Below are 15985 nucleotides of genomic sequence, written 5' to 3'. Positions count from 1 at the left end.
ATCACAAAGGATTTAAAAATCTATTGAATATTATTGTTTATTTTTTGTATTAACCCTCCTCCTAAAAAATCATGGAAGATGCCACTACTTTGATTCCGTTTGTATAAATATTCGTAAAAAGTACCTTCTGACTTCTTACCGTTACTTAAATAATACCCTATAAAATGATTAGGATTAAATCTAAAATCATTAATCACCATATAGGAAGTATAAAAATTAACCCCTGACCTGTTTAATGGGCCATAGAAATTACCTGCCCAACTGCCTCCGAATATTCTAAGAAGACTTTCTCCCACATAAGCTGTCAGAAATTCCTCTAAAATATTCAGTTCCTGATATTCAATTTTTGAATATTTTTCTAAAACCTTATCAATTTCAGTCTCCAGGCTTTTCAGTGAAAAATCCAGTGTATATCCTTTCTTACCCATTATATCTGCGAAATGCTCTGCACAAGATTTCGGATCTGCTGGTTCAGTAGCTGGATATTCGTGAATATTTTCTCCTAAAAAGATCATTTCTTGATTAATTTCTTCACTTCTTTAGCTTCAGCAACAATTTCAGGGAAATCCTTGTAATTGGTAATGATCTGATCACAAGTATAACTTGCCTGATAATTATCCTTCAGGCCGATATAGTTCTTCGCCATCAATACCAAAGCTTTTGCTCCCCAGAATTCTTCTGATGCATAATTATTCGCAAGCTTAAAGATCGTCTCATTGGAAGATTTGAAAGCTTTTCCTTTATTCTGATAATACGCTTTTGCATACAATGCTTCTGCAGCTACTGAGGTATTCGATGATTTTTCAAGAGAAGTGTAAGCCGCCTGAGCATCTTTATCCTTTCCTGAATTCATCAGACTTCTCGCCTTGATCACTTTTGCCGTTTCAATCACAGCAGCAGAATTCTTGGAATTGGCAATTACTGCATTCGCTAATTTTTCAGCTTCAGAGAAATTCTTTTCTTCTGCATACACTTTCATCAGCTCAACATTGGCGTAGTTCTTAATGCCGATATTTGAAGAGTTTTTAATGTCTTCCAAATACTTTTTAGCTTCAGAAGTATTCCCTTGTGCAATGAAGATTTGAGCTAAACGAGTTTTTGCATCATCCTGGTAATCATTCTGAATTCCAGCAACTTCCTGAAGCACAAGTAAAGCTTTTGTTGAATTATTAGTTTGATAATAACTTTCCCCTAATTCATACTTCGCCTGGTACAATCCTTCCCCTGTAGGATTCTGTGTCAGATACTTTTCATAATAAGAAATAGCGTTCTTATAATCTTTCTTCGCAAAATATTGTTTACCGGTAGACAGGTTGATTTCATCAATTTCTGAAGCCGCTACATTCACCCCGATATTTCTTGCAAAGTTTTCATATCCTGAAACATCTCCGTTTTTCGTAAAGAGAGGTTTTGCAGCCTGAACGATCTTTTGAGCATAGGCTGTATTTTTGTACTGCTCACCCAAAGATTTAAGCTCAGAAAGAGCTTTATCATTTTGGTTCTGATCAATATAATTCTGCGCTCTATAGATTGAAGCATTGGCAATCAGATCTCTGTCTGAAGAGGTCTTGATCACCTTTCCAAAATAATCGTTAGAGTTGGCAAAATCATCCTGAGCCGCATAAGCAGTTCCTATTTCATATTGTGCATCATCATAATATTCGGAATCCGGATATTTTGATAGTAAGTTTTTAAGATTGGTAATCTTGGCCTGGGTATCTCCCTTGAACCCTAAAGCCATTGCTTTTTGGTAAAGCGTATAATCCGTTGCATCCTGGTTTTTGTCGTAGATCGCAATCGCTTCGTTCAGATCATTATTTGCATAATGGATGTCTGCCAAACGTAGTTCTGCATCATTTTTAAACTCAGGTTTCGGATTGGCCAGATATTGTTTGAAGTAGGTAGCTGCCTGATCAAATTTTTTGGATTTGAAATAAGCATATCCTAAATCATATGGCAACTGTTGTTTCTCCGGGAAATTCTCGTTAAGAAGTTTTTCATAACGAACGATCGCAGATGGATAATTTCCTTTCTGGTAGTACACCTGTGCCAGCCAGTATAAAGCTCTGCTGTTAAATTCTTTATTGATGTTGAATCCAAGACTTCTTAAGAAATATTTCTCAGCTTCGTCATAATTTCCTTTGTTGAATTCCTCTGTTCCCAATAAATAAGAAACTTCCTGATCCACTTTATTGATGTCCGGAGTAGAACTCTGCAGTCTGTCGATGGCGTTCAGTGTTTCTTTGTAATTTCCTGAATACAGATATGATTTTACCAATAATGATCTCATTTCTGAAGCGTTGGTCGCATTCTGATTATCATTGATATAACTTTGAATTACTGCAGACGGGCTTTCAAATGGGTTTCCTATATCGTAACTTAACTTAGCGTACTGTTCGTGAGCCAGCTTTTTCACTTTCGCATCGTAATCCATCTGATAAGAGGAACGGAATGCAGAAAGTGCTTCCTGCTTTTTATCTACTGCCAGATACGCGTTTCCTAACTGGTAGTATGCATTCTGAGCCAGAGCAGAATTGCTGTTCAAAAGCTGGTTGTAATAAGAAACCGCTTCGTCGTATTTTTTCAGCTGAGCGGCAACAAATCCCATTTCATAAAGGTCATTTTCAGACGGGTTCTGCTGTACGTTCAGATAATCTTTCAAATGGGGATAGGCAGAAGTATAATCATTTTTCATGAAATAACTCTCCCCGATGATCTTATGAACCTCTGCTTTATAAGAATCAGAAATATTTTCATTCAGCAAAGCATTTCCTTCGGAGATTGCCTTGTCGTAATTCTTATCATTGTAGTACATCTGTACATAATAAGGACGAACTAATTTTGAAAATTTACCCTGATCTTTTATCGAATCAAAATATTGGAATGCTTTATCATTCTGCCTGTTGCTGTAGTACAGATGCCCCAGCATATAAGCAATATCTCCTTTCTGAGACTGATCTGCTGTTTTGTATGCCTCTTCCAGAGCATCAGTAGCTCCTTTAGAATCACCGGTCATGAATTTGGCATATCCCAATTTCAGAATATACTGTGTATTCTCTTCTTTTGAAAGTTGATATTGGTTAACCTTTTTCAGAGTTTCCAATGCTTTGTCAAAATCTTTCTTCGCCAGGTAATAATCCGCTAACGGTAGGTTGGCCTGAGCAAAATAAGCAGAGTTCGGATATTCTTTCATGAAAGCGGTAAGTCCTTCTTCTGCATGATTCTTCTGAAGGATAACACCAATCACATTATCAAAAAACTGCGCCGCCTCCTTTTTCGAACGGGACAAATTCTGGTTGTAGAAATATTGTCTTGCGTATTCGTATTGGGAGGCGTTGTATATCTTGGTCTGGTAAAGATTTTCAGCTAGATTGAATCTGTAATTTTCTTTCTGGGTAAAATATTGGGACTGTTGAGCCTCGGAGATTCCGAAATAGATCACTGCAGCCGCTAAAAGTATTTTTTTTGATTTCATTCTTCTCGATATAAGAAAATTAGTCTAAATAAGTTAACGAAAATATTAAAAACTTATTGTTTAAGCAAGTTTTAACAGATTTAATACCCTAAAATTATAAATCATGCAACAATGAAAACATTTCACCCTCACATGATAAAATTTCTTAATTTAGTCTGATAAAATGCAAACAATTTTTGTAAACAGTTATCAAAAATATATTTTGAACTGACACTTCTTCAACAGCAGCGAAAAACATACCATAAATCCAGTATTACATGAAATTTAAGATACTTTTAGCATTAATTTTTGTAAACCTGATGCAGGCTCAAAAGTTTTATTTACCGAAAACCGCTGTAACTGACTCTCTTATTTTAGAAAAACAGATGCCGGTTATCGCTTCACAGGTGATCCCCTATCTTCAATCGAAGAAATACAGACCCAAGGATGATATGCTCTATACAGATGCTCTTTTCCGGTTACAGATCCTTTCCAAAGATTATAAAAAATCATTTTTAACATTGGCTGATAACCGTAAACAGTTTGCAGATCACAATATGGCTGATTACCGGTTCCTGGGTTATGAATTGTACAGCATGGCTAAACAGGCTGAAACGGAAAATAAGATTTCTTTTTCGAATGCCCTTCAGACTTCATTTAACAAAAAGTATGAAAGCCTTCCTGAAAACCTGGTTCCCAGAATTGAACTTGCTGTAAACGGAAATGTCAACGAAGCCCGAAAGCTTTTGAAAAAAACATTGGATAAGCAGAAAGATAAAGACAGCATAGATTATAGTTCTGCATTGGCTTTATGCAGAAATTATCTGAACTATAAAGTGTATTCCGGCATTAAGCCTCAGGTGATGCAACTGCTAGCCACAAAAGATCAGCAAAGGTTCATCATTGAAACAAAAGATCTCAAAACAAAGAACGGCAATACCCTCACCATTACCATTGTCAGAAAAAGAGAGAACAAATCCCCGCTTCCCGTTATTCTTTCCAGTAATATTTATGCAGGGCCAGTTGATGCGTTCTTTGGAAAAAGAGCTGCTGCTTACAACTATGTGGGAGCAGTAGTTAATACCCGGGGCAAAAGGAACAGCAATGATGAGAACAATCCTTTCGAACATGAATCTAACGACATCTATGAGGTGATCGACTGGGTAAGCGAACAACCATGGAGTAATGGCAAAGTGGGAATGATTGGTGGCAGTTATTTAGGCTTCAGTCAATGGGCAGCAGTAAAAAAACTGCATCCGGCATTAAAAACCATCGTACCCCAGGTTGCCGTAGGAATCGGAATTGATTATCCTGCCCGGAATAATATTTTCATGAGCTATATGCTTCAGTGGATTCAATATGTCACTAATAATAAACTTACAGATGAAGTTGATTTTGCTAATGCTGCAAAATGGGATTCCATTAATACAAAATGGTATAAAAGCGGGAAATCCTTCAGATCTTTGGATACGATAAGTGGCAAACCCAGCAAAATATTCCAACGGTGGCTGGATCATCCGGGATACGATCAGTACTGGCAAAAGATGGTTCCTTACAAAGACGAATTTGCCAACATCAATATTCCAATTTTAACAACGACCGGATATTATGATGATGATCAGATCGGAGCGCTGTATTATTTCAAGAAACATCATCAATACAATAAAAATGCAAACCATTATCTGGTGATAGGTCCTTATAATCACGGCGGAGCACAAAGCTTCGGGTTTACGTACGTGAACGGCAATCCTATTGATCCTGTAGCCAGAATCAGTATTGATGATCTTGCTTTTTCATGGTTTGACTATATTCTGAAGAATGGGAAAAAACCGGAGCTTTTAAAGGATAAAATTAATTTTCAGGTCATGAATACCAATACCTGGAAGCATGTTTCTGATCTTGATAAAATGCATACTTCAACTTTTAAATTCTATCTCCAGGACCACAAAAATGCCGCATCAGTGTTTAATAAACCCGACACCCAGAATTTTACAAAGCAAACCATCGATTTTAAGGACAGGGAACAGAAGGATACCTACTATAAGATCAGCAAAAATGACAGTATAAAAATGACTCATTCAATTGCTTTTGAAAGCGAGGTTCTGGATAAGGATATGATCATCAGTGGAAATCTGTCTGGAATCTTTAACATTTCCATCAACAAAAAAGATTTTGATACTGATACTTCACTCTATCAGATCCAGCCGGATGGGAAATCATTTTTGTTATCCACTCATATGGTAAGAGCCAGCTATGTAAAAAACAATGAAATACGCCAGCTACTTGAGCCTGGCAAAATGGAACAGATACCGATTAACAATTCATATTTCATGAGTAAGAAAATAGAAAAGGGAAGTAAACTTCTGTTATTGGTAGGCGTTAATAAAAATCCTAACTGGCAGATCAACTATGGAACCGGAAAAGATGTAAGCAATGAAACGATAGAAGATTCCGGAGAACCTCTCGAAATAAAATGGTATAACGACAGCTATGTGGAAATACCTGTTTATAAAGACTAAAGTGCTTTGATTATGCATTTTTACTTAAATGTTCTTAACGACTGTTAACATCAAAATAAAAAATCATTACATTTGCTTTTTTTCAAATCAAATATAGTTATTGAATGAGTCAACTTTTTAGAAGAAAAATCTATTCAGATACAGATACTTCAACGGGACTTTTGAGAGTCTTAGGTGTATGGGACATCGTATTTTTTGGTATTGCGGCCATTATTGGAGCTGGGAGTTTCAGCAGTTTGGGAGAAGCCGTTTTCAGAGGTGGCCCCGGTGTTATCCTTCTATATTTGATTTGCGGTTTTGCCTGTGGTTTTACCGCCTTATGCTACGCTGAGTTTGCCAGCAGAATTCCTACGGCAGGTTCCGCATATACTTATGCCTATGCCAGTTTTGGGGAACTTATCGCCTGGGTAATAGGTTGGGCACTTATTATGGAATATTCCTTTGGAAATATCTATGTCGCTTTCTCATGGTCTGATTATTTCACCAGTTTCCTGGGACGTCTGGGAATGCATATTCCTGATTATCTGACCTGCAGCTACACAGAAGCCAGAAAAGCGTTTCAATATGGCTCAGAAAATAAAGAATTATTAAATGCCTGGAATACGGCTCCACTGATCGGAAACTTAAAATTCATTGTAGACGTACCGGCTTTGGTAATCAATGGTTTGATTACATGGCTTTGTTATGTAGGGGTAAAAGAAAGTAAAAACTTCAACAACTCTCTGGTTATCCTAAAATTGGGAGTGATCGTACTGGTAATCCTTGTTGGAGCGTCTTATGTTACTATAGATAACTGGACCCCTGTAAGTCCTACAACAGGAGCACCGTCCTTTATGCCTAACGGTTTTGCCGGGGTAATGAGTGCTGTTTCAGGGGTATTTTTTGCTTACATCGGTTTTGATGCGCTAAGTGTACTTTCTGAAGAAACAAAAGATCCGCAGAAAACACTACCGAAAGGGATGATCATCTCTCTTGTATTGTGTACTGTGATTTATATTGCACTAACGCTTGTATTGACAGGAATGGTAGATTACAAGAAATTTGACGGTGTAGGAGACCCTCTTTCATTCATCTTTGAAAAAACTAATGCCAATGTAGCCTGGATGGAACTTATCGTTTCTTTTGTAGCGATTGTAGCCATTACAACAGTGCTATTGGTATTCCAGATGGGACAACCAAGAATCTGGTATGCAATGAGCCGTGACGGGCTGATGCCTGCAAGGTTCCAGAAGGTACACCCTAAATACAAAACGCCTTCTTACGCTACGATCGTTACCGGAGTTGTGGTAGGAATTCCTATCTTATTTACAGATAAAACATTTATCCTTGACTTTACGAGTATCGGAACTATTTTCGCATTCGTTCTGGTATGTGCAGGAGTGCTTATGCTTCCAGCGAAAGAAAAGATAAAAGGCAGATTTCACCTTCCTTATGTGAATGGTAAAATTATTTTCCCTGTTATTTTCATTGGCGGTTTACTGGCTTTCTACAAATGGCAGCCAGAGTTTTTTGACAGCCTTATGAACTGGTCAGATCCTAAAGAAGGAGAATTCAGAGCTTCTATTTTCTTCTTTATTATCATCAATCTGATCCTGTGTGTGGTAGCATTTATCAAAAACCTTTCATTAATTCCACTGATCGGCTTAAGTTCATGTTTATACCTTCTTACAGGAATGAGCCATGAGAACTGGTTCTGGTTCGGAATGTGGTTCCTGGTTGGAATGGTGATCTACTTCTGCTACGGATACAAGAACAGTAAACTTGGAAAGGAACTGAGAAATAATTAAATAAAATAGCTACTCAGTAGCGAAGCTGCGAAAAGGCAAAATGGCAAAAAAGCTGATCTGTAAAGAGGCTGATTTGTGATTTTGCCTTTTCGCTTTTTTATGGGTCTATAAAATCGGCAGAATTATTGCTGTAACTACAATAATATCAATAAACTAAACTACCATGTCTGAGAGAATAAAAACATATGGTGAATTTTACAGGTTTTACCTTACAGAGCATAGTAAAACAGGAACCCGGATCTTCCACTTCATCGGAACTCTGCTTGTTTTTGTCGTTATAGGATACGTCATCAGTTCAGGAAAAGAACGGTTTTTATGGTATATTCCTATCGTAGGTTATGGATTTGCCTGGTTCAGCCATGCTGTGATTGAAAGGAATAAGCCGGCTACTTTTAAATATCCTTTATGGTCTTTGATTTCAGATTTCAGGCTGTTTTTTGAGCTGTTGATCGGTAAGCAGAAATTTAGGGAAACAATCCCTCAGAATCAGTCTGTGGAAGAATAAGGTGAGTTGAAAACCGCGAAGGTTTTGCTGATATTTTTGCAACGAATGCACGAATTATATGGTTTTTAGTAGAGACTCTACAGCAGATATTTTATTCGTGGATTCGTGGTAATTGTATTTTTATGACAGTTCAGGTGAATGGTGCTGATGTTTGTGAAAAATCTCTTTTATCAACTTAGTGCTGTTTTTGAGAATGCATCTTCAGTCCTATTACATATCCTAAAGAAGGGAGAACAAAAGAAAGCAATACTGGAAGTATCAATGAAAAACCACTTCTTTCCAATTCTACAATCAGTGGAAATAAGTACCCATTATATACAATCAATGCTAAGGTGAATATAAAACTGTTTCCGTTACCTGTCGAAAAAAGGTTAAAGTTATTTCCAAACTGATCGAAAAGTCCGGACATTCCAAATAGCAAAAGGTTTACAAAGAACATCCAGAGCACAGACCTGTACGTCATTCTTTTCTTTGCATTCAGGTATCCTGCACCTATCAGGAAAAGAGCAAGAACTCCTGACAATATATATTCTCCATTAGAAAAATGCACTTCACTCCCACTTTTACAAAAAAAGTAAACGCCATATATAAAGAGGTTCAGCAGATAGACAAGCGTAACATAATTCATTGTTTTATCTTTCTAATATTGTTTTTCAAGAACATCATAATGGATCATATTCAGTACCTTTTCAAGCTTTGGATCAGTATCTTTAACCGGCACCGGAATATAGCTTGAAAAAGTCATGGTATTGTCTTTCCTGTTCAAAGTCACCATTACTTCTTCAATAATGGTGTCTTTTCCTATATAAAACTGAATCCTGTTATCTACTATTTTCCAGAAGCTAAGTCTCGGTTCAGAAGGCAAACAGTTCCCTGTACTCCCCTCAATATAGTTATAGATTGCAAATCCATCGTCTCTCAATGTATAGTTTCTCATTAAAAGACAGTTATCAAAATCTTTTTTAACTCTTATTTTGTTTTCATAAGATCCGGATTCTTTAAGTTTCCAAAATCCGGTAACATCTTCTTTCGTCAGTTTTTGCGCACTCACAAGGGAGGTGAAAATCAAAAGAGAAGTAGCGGAAAGTATTGTTTTCATCATTATTTTTTCTTTTTTTTCTTCCGTATCGGGGGGGGCGTTTGGGCCGCCGATACGGAAGATTTCACACTTCAAATCTTAAATCTGGAACTTAAACTCTATTTAAATTTCTTTTTAAAACTGAATTTAAGCATATTCATTAGTCCAGGTTCTATAATATCAATCCCCAGCCCGAAATTACTGTCAGCCACTGTATGATGATCCGTTCTGAACTGTTCAAACTCAGCCTGCGGAATATCAACATTCACCAGTGGGTTGAATTCAATAAAGGCAGAAGCCCCATTTTTCGTAACCTTTTTTCGGCTCTTATAATCAAAGTAAGGATTTTTAATCGTACTTTCCTGAACGGTATATTTTTCTTCCGTATCTATTTTCTGATCGGTATACAGGTTGATTTCATACTTCTGACTGTCGAAATTATGCCAGAAAGGTAAATCCTTATGCATAAAATCTCTTACATTCTCCTTTACCAGATTCCGGTCAAAATACATCAGAAAACGGGTTCCCTGTGGATCTGTGTAATAAGGTTTTTCAATGGTTGCTGTATATTGAATTTTTATTTCATTCTGTCTTTTATCATCGCTTACAATATCGATAGCAGCATCTTTAAATATCGTCCTTACATCGGTTCCATTCCGGTCATTAGCGTAATTAAGGCTATAAAAAAGAAAACTGTTCCAGCTGTCTATGATCTCTCTTTTATTGGTCGTTTTAAAATACCTTCTCATCGCATTGGCCCGGTTACTTTTGTAAGTTGTGGTTAGTTTCAGTTTTCCGGTGGTACCCTGTACATTGAAGTCTATTTTTTCGTCAATACAGAAATAAGGATACTGATGAGCCTTTCTCAACTGCAGTTCCTGATCCCGTTTTATTTCCAGATAATGCATAAAATAGATAAAGCTTCTGTTTTCTATCAGCCCGAATTCATCACGAACCGTAGCATCGATGAAATATTCCTTTCCTTTATGATTTACTTTTACCACAACATGATTGAAACTTAACAGGGATGGTAGATAATGTTTAATATAATAATCGGAACTAAAATTCACCAATACCACCGATGCATCTACTCCGATATAATCAAGGATTACTTTCAGCAGAACGGATTTTGCTTTACAGTCTCCCTGCTTATTTTCATAAGTAACGGATGGTTCCTGTGGCTTGTGCCCGTTCATTTCATCTGCATTGAAAACGTAGTAAATATGATTCTGAACATATTCTATCGCAAACTGAAGTTTTTCATCCAGATCAGTGATAGCGTCCAGTTTTTCGATAAGATTTGGGGCGAAATCCTGTAGAGAAGATTTATTGAAAACCTCTTCATACAGTGGAACAACATAATTGGAAAGATCCTTCCAGTCTGCATCTGTGGCAAAATCTATATAAGGAAAAATCTCACGTCCCGAATCTACGGGATTAATATAATTCTGTTTTTCAATAACAAAGCGCTCCCCTTTCTTTAGGTAATTAATTTCCGGCTCAAGAATATTTCCCTGTTCATCTCTGAAAAATGTCTTTTTATACGCAACTGTCTGTTCCCTTTCATTAATAAAAGAGAAGGCAAAACTGCCATAAGCCCAGTAATTATCGGGACTCACCCAAACATATTTTGAAAACTCTTTTCTGAGGAAATCGCGGTCTGTAAAAACTTTGACTCTGGAATCTTCGAGAATCAGCACATCATATAATCTGAGATCTTTGATCGTAATATTGATCTTCTTATTGCTGCTCAAAACCCCACCGCTGCTTTGAGTCTCACTGTCTAATACTTTAATTTTCGTATCCGGAATCTTATCGATCAGCTTTCCGTCCCTCCATACACTGATTCTGTGGATCTGATACACTTCATTTTCTTCCACAACAACATCAGAAGCAGAAGCCCTTTCAAGGTTCCCTGGCTCATTCAAAGTATAAGCCATACAGGTATATTCGCTGTTTTCGGTATTGCTGGTATAATATTTTTTATCTAGAAAGTAGCAGTAGTCTCTGCCTTCATCGGTTTGTTTTCTGGCAAATTCGGAATCCACGATCTTATCCAAAATATCCTGATCTCCAATAGTACCCGCCCACATTTCAGGCTTTTGAATCCTGTAATTTTCCATTTGAATCTGATTTTCCATATTGATATAAGAATTTTGTGTTTTTGGTTATGAATTTAAGAATCTCAAAATAAGTGATTAAAAAACTAAAATGCAATAGCAGAAGTACGACAAATGCATGAAAAAAAATTTCGGCATGGTAATTGCGAGGTATGGGGCAAAATCAAGTTTATGAAAATTATAGCAACAATTCTAAAAGGGACAGCTCCCGCATTAGCATTATTCGCAATGACACAATGTACAACTACTGCCGGAGCATCCGCTGCTGATGAAAAAACATTCATCGTAGGGCCACAAACAGCAGACTGTACAGGAGTAGCTCCTATGAAATGTCTGCAGGTAAAAGAAACGGCTTCAGGAGACTGGACGAATTTCTATACCAATATTGAAGGCTTCACCTATGAACCCGGGTATGAATATGTTTTGAAGGTAAAGACTGAAAAAATTGCCAATCCGCCAGCTGACGGTTCTTCTATAAAATACACATTGGTAAAGCAGGTTTCCAAAACAAAGAAAGAAACAGCAGCAGCCAATGAGAAAACATTAATTATCGGAGCACAGACGGTAGACTGTTCTGCAGGAGCCGGACGTATGAAGTGCATGCAGGTAAAAGAAAAAGCTACTGAGAACTGGAGTAATTTCTACAGCCAAATTGAAGGATTTACGTATGAGCCCGGATATGAATATGTTTTGAAAGTAAAAACAGAAAAAATCGCCAATCCACCGGCAGATGCTTCTTCCATAAAATACACCCTGATCGAACAGGTTTCTAAAACGAAGAAATAAAACAAAAAAGCTTCAGGAAAAATCCTGAAGCTTTTTTTATTGTCTGAAAGTCTGAAAACAGTTCCTCATTTCTACTTTACGATACAACACCTTCCCTCTTCCAGCTTCCAGCTTCCTTTCTTACTTAATAACCTGTTGCTTTTTCAGGTGGATCCGGATATTTTCCCTTAGTTGCCTCTCCTACTGTATTGGCCGTAGTCATTGCTACTACCAGATCATTCAGCATATTGCTTGCCGCAGTTGGTGAATTGGGAAGAAGTACAAGATTACTTCTATTGCTCGCTCCTACAGAGTGCAGGGTATCGTAATGCTGTGTCACAACAATCAATGCAGAAGCCTCATGTGAATTGATGTCAACATTATTCAGCATTCTTACAGATTCTTCAAGTCCTTTTGCGATTTCTCTTCTTTGATCGGCGATCCCTTGCCCTTGCAGCTTTTTAGATTCAGCTTCAGCTTTTGCTACAGCAACAATTCTGATTCTCTGTGCTTCAGATTCATATTCGGCCGCCGTTTTCTCTCTTTCAGCAGCATTGATCCTGTTCATGGCGTGTTTTACCTGTTCATCAGGATCAATATCAGTAACAAGTGCCTTAATAATGTCATATCCATAACTGTTCATGGCTTCCTGTAGTTCACTTTTTACCGCGACTGCAATATCGTCTTTTCTTACAAAAACATCATCCAGTTTCAGTTTCGGAACTTCTGCACGTACCACATCAAATACAAAAGAAGTGATTTGGTTTTCAGGATTTTCCAGGCGATAGTAAGCATCTCCTACCTGATTTCTGATTACCTGATACTGTACAGAGATTTTCATTTTGATGAATACGTTATCCAGTGTTTTCGTATCGATCATTACATCCAGCTGCTGGATTCTGAGATTAAGTCTTTTTGCGATCTGATCAATAACCGGAAGTTTAAGATGAAGTCCGGAATGTTTTACAGCCTGAAATTTCCCAAAGCGTTCAATAATGGCTGCCGTCTCCTGCTTTACCACAAAAAACGAAGCGAATAAAATGATAAGCCCGAAGAAAATAACAGGCGCCAGATAAATACCCATAGTTTAGTTTTTAATATTGATTCTTATAAAGATAGAAATAATATTTAAACCTGGGAAAATTTATAAGAAAGGAAGTTTGAGGCTGGAAGCTGGGAATTATTGAAATATGGAAAAACAACTTCCAGCTTCCAGCCTTAATTATACTGTCATTCCAATATCGATTCCTTTAATTTTCCTGTAAAGGTCTGTAGCGTAATTATCAGTCATTCCTGAAACGAAATCAATAATTCCGAGGACTTTCTGATAATCTGTTCCGTGGTCATATACAAACTGTCTCGGAAGCAGTTTCAGTGCTTTTTTGTCGTACGATTTTCTTTCGTCCTCAGGTTTAAGAATAGAAGGAATAAAATGATCCAACAATTCATACATTACATTATAACCTGCATTTTCGATTTCTACTACCGCCTTATGATTGTAAATTTTTTCAATAGAGAAAGATTCTATATCCTGCAAAGCATTGTTTTCAGACTTATAGATGTCCAGAAGTCCTTTATCCAGGTTTCCTGCGAGAATGGTTTCAAAATTCTGCTTATAAATTTCAAGTGATTTATTGATCAGAGCATTGATGGCTTTTGCTCTCAGGTAAGAGATCTTTTCATTTTCATTGGAAATGGATGCCAGTTTATTTTTCACCCGGTCCATATCATTGTTCTCGGATCTCACCAGTTCAAAGAAAAGGTTTTCGCAATCGGAGGTGGATACAATACCCAATCTGTGGGCATCCTCCATATCAATAATATTATAGCAGATGTCATCAGCAGCTTCTACCAGCCATACGAACGGATGTCTTTTGAAAATATACGGTTCTTCACATTCTGCAATCAGCTGAGTTCCTTTTGCAATTTCAAGGAAAATATCTTTTTCATTCTGAAAAAAACCGAATTTCTTTCTGTGAATGATTCCTTTTTTCTTGGCAACCGCCTCACAAGGATATTTGGCAATACTTGCCAACGTTGAAAAAGTAAGCTGAATACCTCCAGCATCTTTCCCCTGCTGCTGCTGAGCCAATACTCTGATCGCATTGGCGTTTCCTTCAAAGTTAACCAGATCTGCCCATTCTTTTTCGTTGAATTTTGATTTCAGATCTTTTTCATTCCGTTCAAAATAGCTTGCAATGGCATCTTCCCCGGAATGTCCGAAAGCCGGATTTCCCACATCATGGCAAAGACACGCTGCAGCAATTACATTTCCTAAATTATAGAGATAAAAATTCTTTGAATCTTCAGTAAGTTCGTTTTTAAAATCCTCAGCAATAAATTCACCAATAATACTTCCTAAACTCCTCCCTACCGATGACACTTCTAAAGAGTGTGTGAGCCTGTTGTGCACAAAAACACTTCCCGGAAGAGGAAAAACCTGCGTTTTGTTCTGCAGTCTCCTGAATGCGGAAGAGAAGATAATTCTGTCGAAATCTCTCTGAAAATCAGTTCTTGAAGCTTTGGTATGTGGATTATTTCCTGTACGTTGATTGGTGAAAATCTGGTTTAAATTCATCATTTTTCAAAATTACTCCAAATTTTAATTGTATGGAATAGTATTTAGATTTTTATTGGTGAAGAATTGAGGGATTGAGGAAAGGAAGCTGGAAGGGTTTGAAGTCAAAAAGTACCCATGAATCTCCTCCTCAATGCTTTTTACCGCTAAATCATCATAGACACCCGAATGAACGGTAATTCACAATTTATCTCTTATTCAAAAAATCTATCATTATGAATGGTTTTTCAGCATCGTAAGAAAGAGAAAAATAGTTTACATTTGACTCTGATCAACCGGATAAGAAATAACAGAAAATGACAAACAATACATGGCTCAACAGGTGGGATGAAAGATATGATAATGAACAATTTGCCTACGGTACGGAACCGAATATTTATCTGAAACAACAACTGGATGCAATCCCTCCCGGCTCAATCCTCTTTCCTGCTGAAGGCGAAGGACGGAATGCTGTTTTTGCCGCTACAAAAGACTGGAATGTATCCGCTTTTGACATCAGCAGGAATGGTCAGAAGAAAGCCATACAGCTTGCGGAACAAAATCAGGTCTCCATTGATTATCAGGTGGGCGAATTATCTGCTTTGAATTATCAGAAAGAACAGTTTGATGCCATTGCTCTTATTTATGCTCATTTTCCGGCTGACATCAAATCTTCAATGCATCAAATGCTTCATCAATATCTGCGTAAAGGTGGTCTGATCATTTTTGAAGCTTTCAGTAAAAAACACCTTGAGTATATTGCCAAAAACGAAAAGGTAGGCGGCCCTAAAGACATTGAATCTCTGTTCTCCATAGAAGAAATCAAAGCTGATTTTCCGGACTATGATATTATAGAGCTTACGGAAACAGAGATTGAACTTAATGAAGGACTGTTTCACAATGGAACAGGCTCTGTGATTCGGTTTGTAGGGCGAAAGCAATAGATAAAACCCTATATTGGTTTATTCTGTAGGAATCCAGTCCTGTGACATTATATTGGAATACTCCAGAATGCCAGATGGAATGACCAGATGTGTATTTAAAGTTTTGGCTAAAGCCGGATGATTTTTTGATTTTTATTTTTTGAGTGGGCTAAAGCCCGCCCCTATTGATGAAGCCAAGCAAATATTGAAATATAACAGACTACATTATACATTATACATTATACATTATACATTATACATTATACATTATACATTA

The 15985-nt window shown here is 37.2% G+C and carries 12 protein-coding genes; 5 read left to right on the top strand and 7 right to left on the bottom strand.

Annotation, left to right across the window (positions count from 1 at the left end; all coding sequences use genetic code 11):
• Window positions 1-20 precede the first annotated feature (20 nt).
• Window positions 21-515: a hypothetical protein gene (locus tag AC106K_RS23575; RefSeq protein ID WP_482447967.1), complete on the bottom strand. Its 495-nt coding sequence runs from the start codon at window positions 513-515 to the stop codon at window positions 21-23.
• Complete coding sequence (locus tag AC106K_RS23570) at window positions 512-3475, bottom strand: tetratricopeptide repeat protein (RefSeq protein WP_482447965.1); 2964 nt, start codon at window positions 3473-3475, stop codon at window positions 512-514. Before AC106K_RS23570 ends, AC106K_RS23575 begins: the two co-directional genes overlap by 4 nt.
• A gap of 257 nt (window positions 3476-3732) precedes the next feature.
• Between AC106K_RS23570 and AC106K_RS23565 the strand changes: the two genes are divergently transcribed.
• The 3 genes from AC106K_RS23565 to AC106K_RS23555 all read left to right on the top strand — a co-directional run bounded on the left by AC106K_RS23565 (window position 3733) and on the right by AC106K_RS23555 (window position 8265).
• Entirely contained in the window at window positions 3733-5973 is a 2241-nt protein-coding gene (locus AC106K_RS23565) for a CocE/NonD family hydrolase (RefSeq protein WP_482447964.1), read from the top strand.
• 104 nt (window positions 5974-6077) lie between these two features.
• Window positions 6078-7760 carry an APC family permease gene (locus AC106K_RS23560; protein WP_482447963.1) on the top strand — a complete coding sequence of 561 codons (1683 nt, stop codon included), beginning with the start codon at window positions 6078-6080 and terminating at the stop codon, window positions 7758-7760.
• 163 nt (window positions 7761-7923) lie between these two features.
• On the top strand, window positions 7924-8265 hold the full coding sequence (locus AC106K_RS23555) for an Mpo1-like protein (protein WP_482447962.1): 342 nt from the start codon (window positions 7924-7926) through the stop codon (window positions 8263-8265).
• 175 nt (window positions 8266-8440) lie between these two features.
• Here the strand turns inward: AC106K_RS23555 and AC106K_RS23550 are convergent, their stop codons facing one another.
• The 3 genes from AC106K_RS23550 to AC106K_RS23540 form a co-directional block, all read right to left on the bottom strand.
• Window positions 8441-8893, bottom strand: coding sequence for a hypothetical protein (locus tag AC106K_RS23550; RefSeq protein ID WP_482447961.1), 453 nt, complete (start codon window positions 8891-8893; stop codon window positions 8441-8443).
• Between the two features lie 12 nt (window positions 8894-8905).
• Window positions 8906-9367 carry a lipocalin-like domain-containing protein gene (locus AC106K_RS23545; protein WP_482447960.1) on the bottom strand — a complete coding sequence of 154 codons (462 nt, stop codon included), beginning with the start codon at window positions 9365-9367 and terminating at the stop codon, window positions 8906-8908.
• A 95-nt stretch (window positions 9368-9462) separates the two neighbouring features.
• Window positions 9463-11484: a hypothetical protein gene (locus AC106K_RS23540; RefSeq protein ID WP_482447959.1), complete on the bottom strand. Its 2022-nt coding sequence runs from the start codon at window positions 11482-11484 to the stop codon at window positions 9463-9465.
• Window positions 11485-11634: 150 nt separating this feature from the next.
• Here AC106K_RS23540 and AC106K_RS23535 point away from each other — a divergent pair, with 150 nt between their 5' ends.
• Window positions 11635-12249, top strand: coding sequence for a DUF4377 domain-containing protein (locus AC106K_RS23535; RefSeq protein ID WP_482447957.1), 615 nt, complete (start codon window positions 11635-11637; stop codon window positions 12247-12249).
• 124 nt (window positions 12250-12373) lie between these two features.
• On the opposite strand, the gene AC106K_RS23530 is transcribed toward AC106K_RS23535, so the two are convergent.
• Together AC106K_RS23530 and AC106K_RS23525 are read right to left on the bottom strand one after the other, a co-directional pair.
• Complete coding sequence (locus AC106K_RS23530) at window positions 12374-13312, bottom strand: SPFH domain-containing protein (protein ID WP_482447955.1); 939 nt, start codon at window positions 13310-13312, stop codon at window positions 12374-12376.
• Between the two features lie 138 nt (window positions 13313-13450).
• Window positions 13451-14806, bottom strand: a complete 1356-nt coding sequence (locus AC106K_RS23525; RefSeq protein WP_482448110.1) for a deoxyguanosinetriphosphate triphosphohydrolase — start codon at window positions 14804-14806, stop codon at window positions 13451-13453.
• A gap of 296 nt (window positions 14807-15102) precedes the next feature.
• On the opposite strand from AC106K_RS23525, the gene AC106K_RS23520 reads away from it, so the two are divergent.
• A complete protein-coding gene (locus AC106K_RS23520; RefSeq protein ID WP_482447954.1) occupies window positions 15103-15729 on the top strand; it encodes a class I SAM-dependent methyltransferase in 627 nt (208 codons plus the stop codon).
• The last annotated feature ends 256 nt before the right edge of the window (window positions 15730-15985 follow it).

Source organism: Chryseobacterium sp. FR048 (genome assembly GCF_056844665.1).
Note: the sequence above shows the minus strand (reverse complement) of the source record. Positions and strands in the feature narration are given on the sequence as shown.

Excerpts from the sequence above, each read along its gene's own strand:
- AC106K_RS23545 (WP_482447960.1), bottom strand. The coding sequence starts at position 9,367 with ATGATGAAAACAATACTTTCCGCTACTTCTCTTTTGATTTTCACCTCC.
- AC106K_RS23555 (WP_482447962.1), top strand. The coding sequence starts at position 7,924 with ATGTCTGAGAGAATAAAAACATATGGTGAATTTTACAGGTTTTACCTT.
- AC106K_RS23575 (WP_482447967.1), bottom strand. The coding sequence starts at position 515 with ATGATCTTTTTAGGAGAAAATATTCACGAATATCCAGCTACTGAACCA.
- AC106K_RS23565 (WP_482447964.1), top strand. The coding sequence starts at position 3,733 with ATGAAATTTAAGATACTTTTAGCATTAATTTTTGTAAACCTGATGCAG.
- AC106K_RS23525 (WP_482448110.1), bottom strand. The coding sequence starts at position 14,806 with ATGAATTTAAACCAGATTTTCACCAATCAACGTACAGGAAATAATCCA.
- AC106K_RS23520 (WP_482447954.1), top strand. The coding sequence starts at position 15,103 with ATGACAAACAATACATGGCTCAACAGGTGGGATGAAAGATATGATAAT.
- AC106K_RS23570 (WP_482447965.1), bottom strand. The coding sequence starts at position 3,475 with ATGAAATCAAAAAAAATACTTTTAGCGGCTGCAGTGATCTATTTCGGA.
- AC106K_RS23540 (WP_482447959.1), bottom strand. The coding sequence starts at position 11,484 with ATGGAAAATCAGATTCAAATGGAAAATTACAGGATTCAAAAGCCTGAA.
- AC106K_RS23535 (WP_482447957.1), top strand. The coding sequence starts at position 11,635 with ATGAAAATTATAGCAACAATTCTAAAAGGGACAGCTCCCGCATTAGCA.
- AC106K_RS23530 (WP_482447955.1), bottom strand. The coding sequence starts at position 13,312 with ATGGGTATTTATCTGGCGCCTGTTATTTTCTTCGGGCTTATCATTTTA.
- AC106K_RS23560 (WP_482447963.1), top strand. The coding sequence starts at position 6,078 with ATGAGTCAACTTTTTAGAAGAAAAATCTATTCAGATACAGATACTTCA.
- AC106K_RS23550 (WP_482447961.1), bottom strand. The coding sequence starts at position 8,893 with ATGAATTATGTTACGCTTGTCTATCTGCTGAACCTCTTTATATATGGC.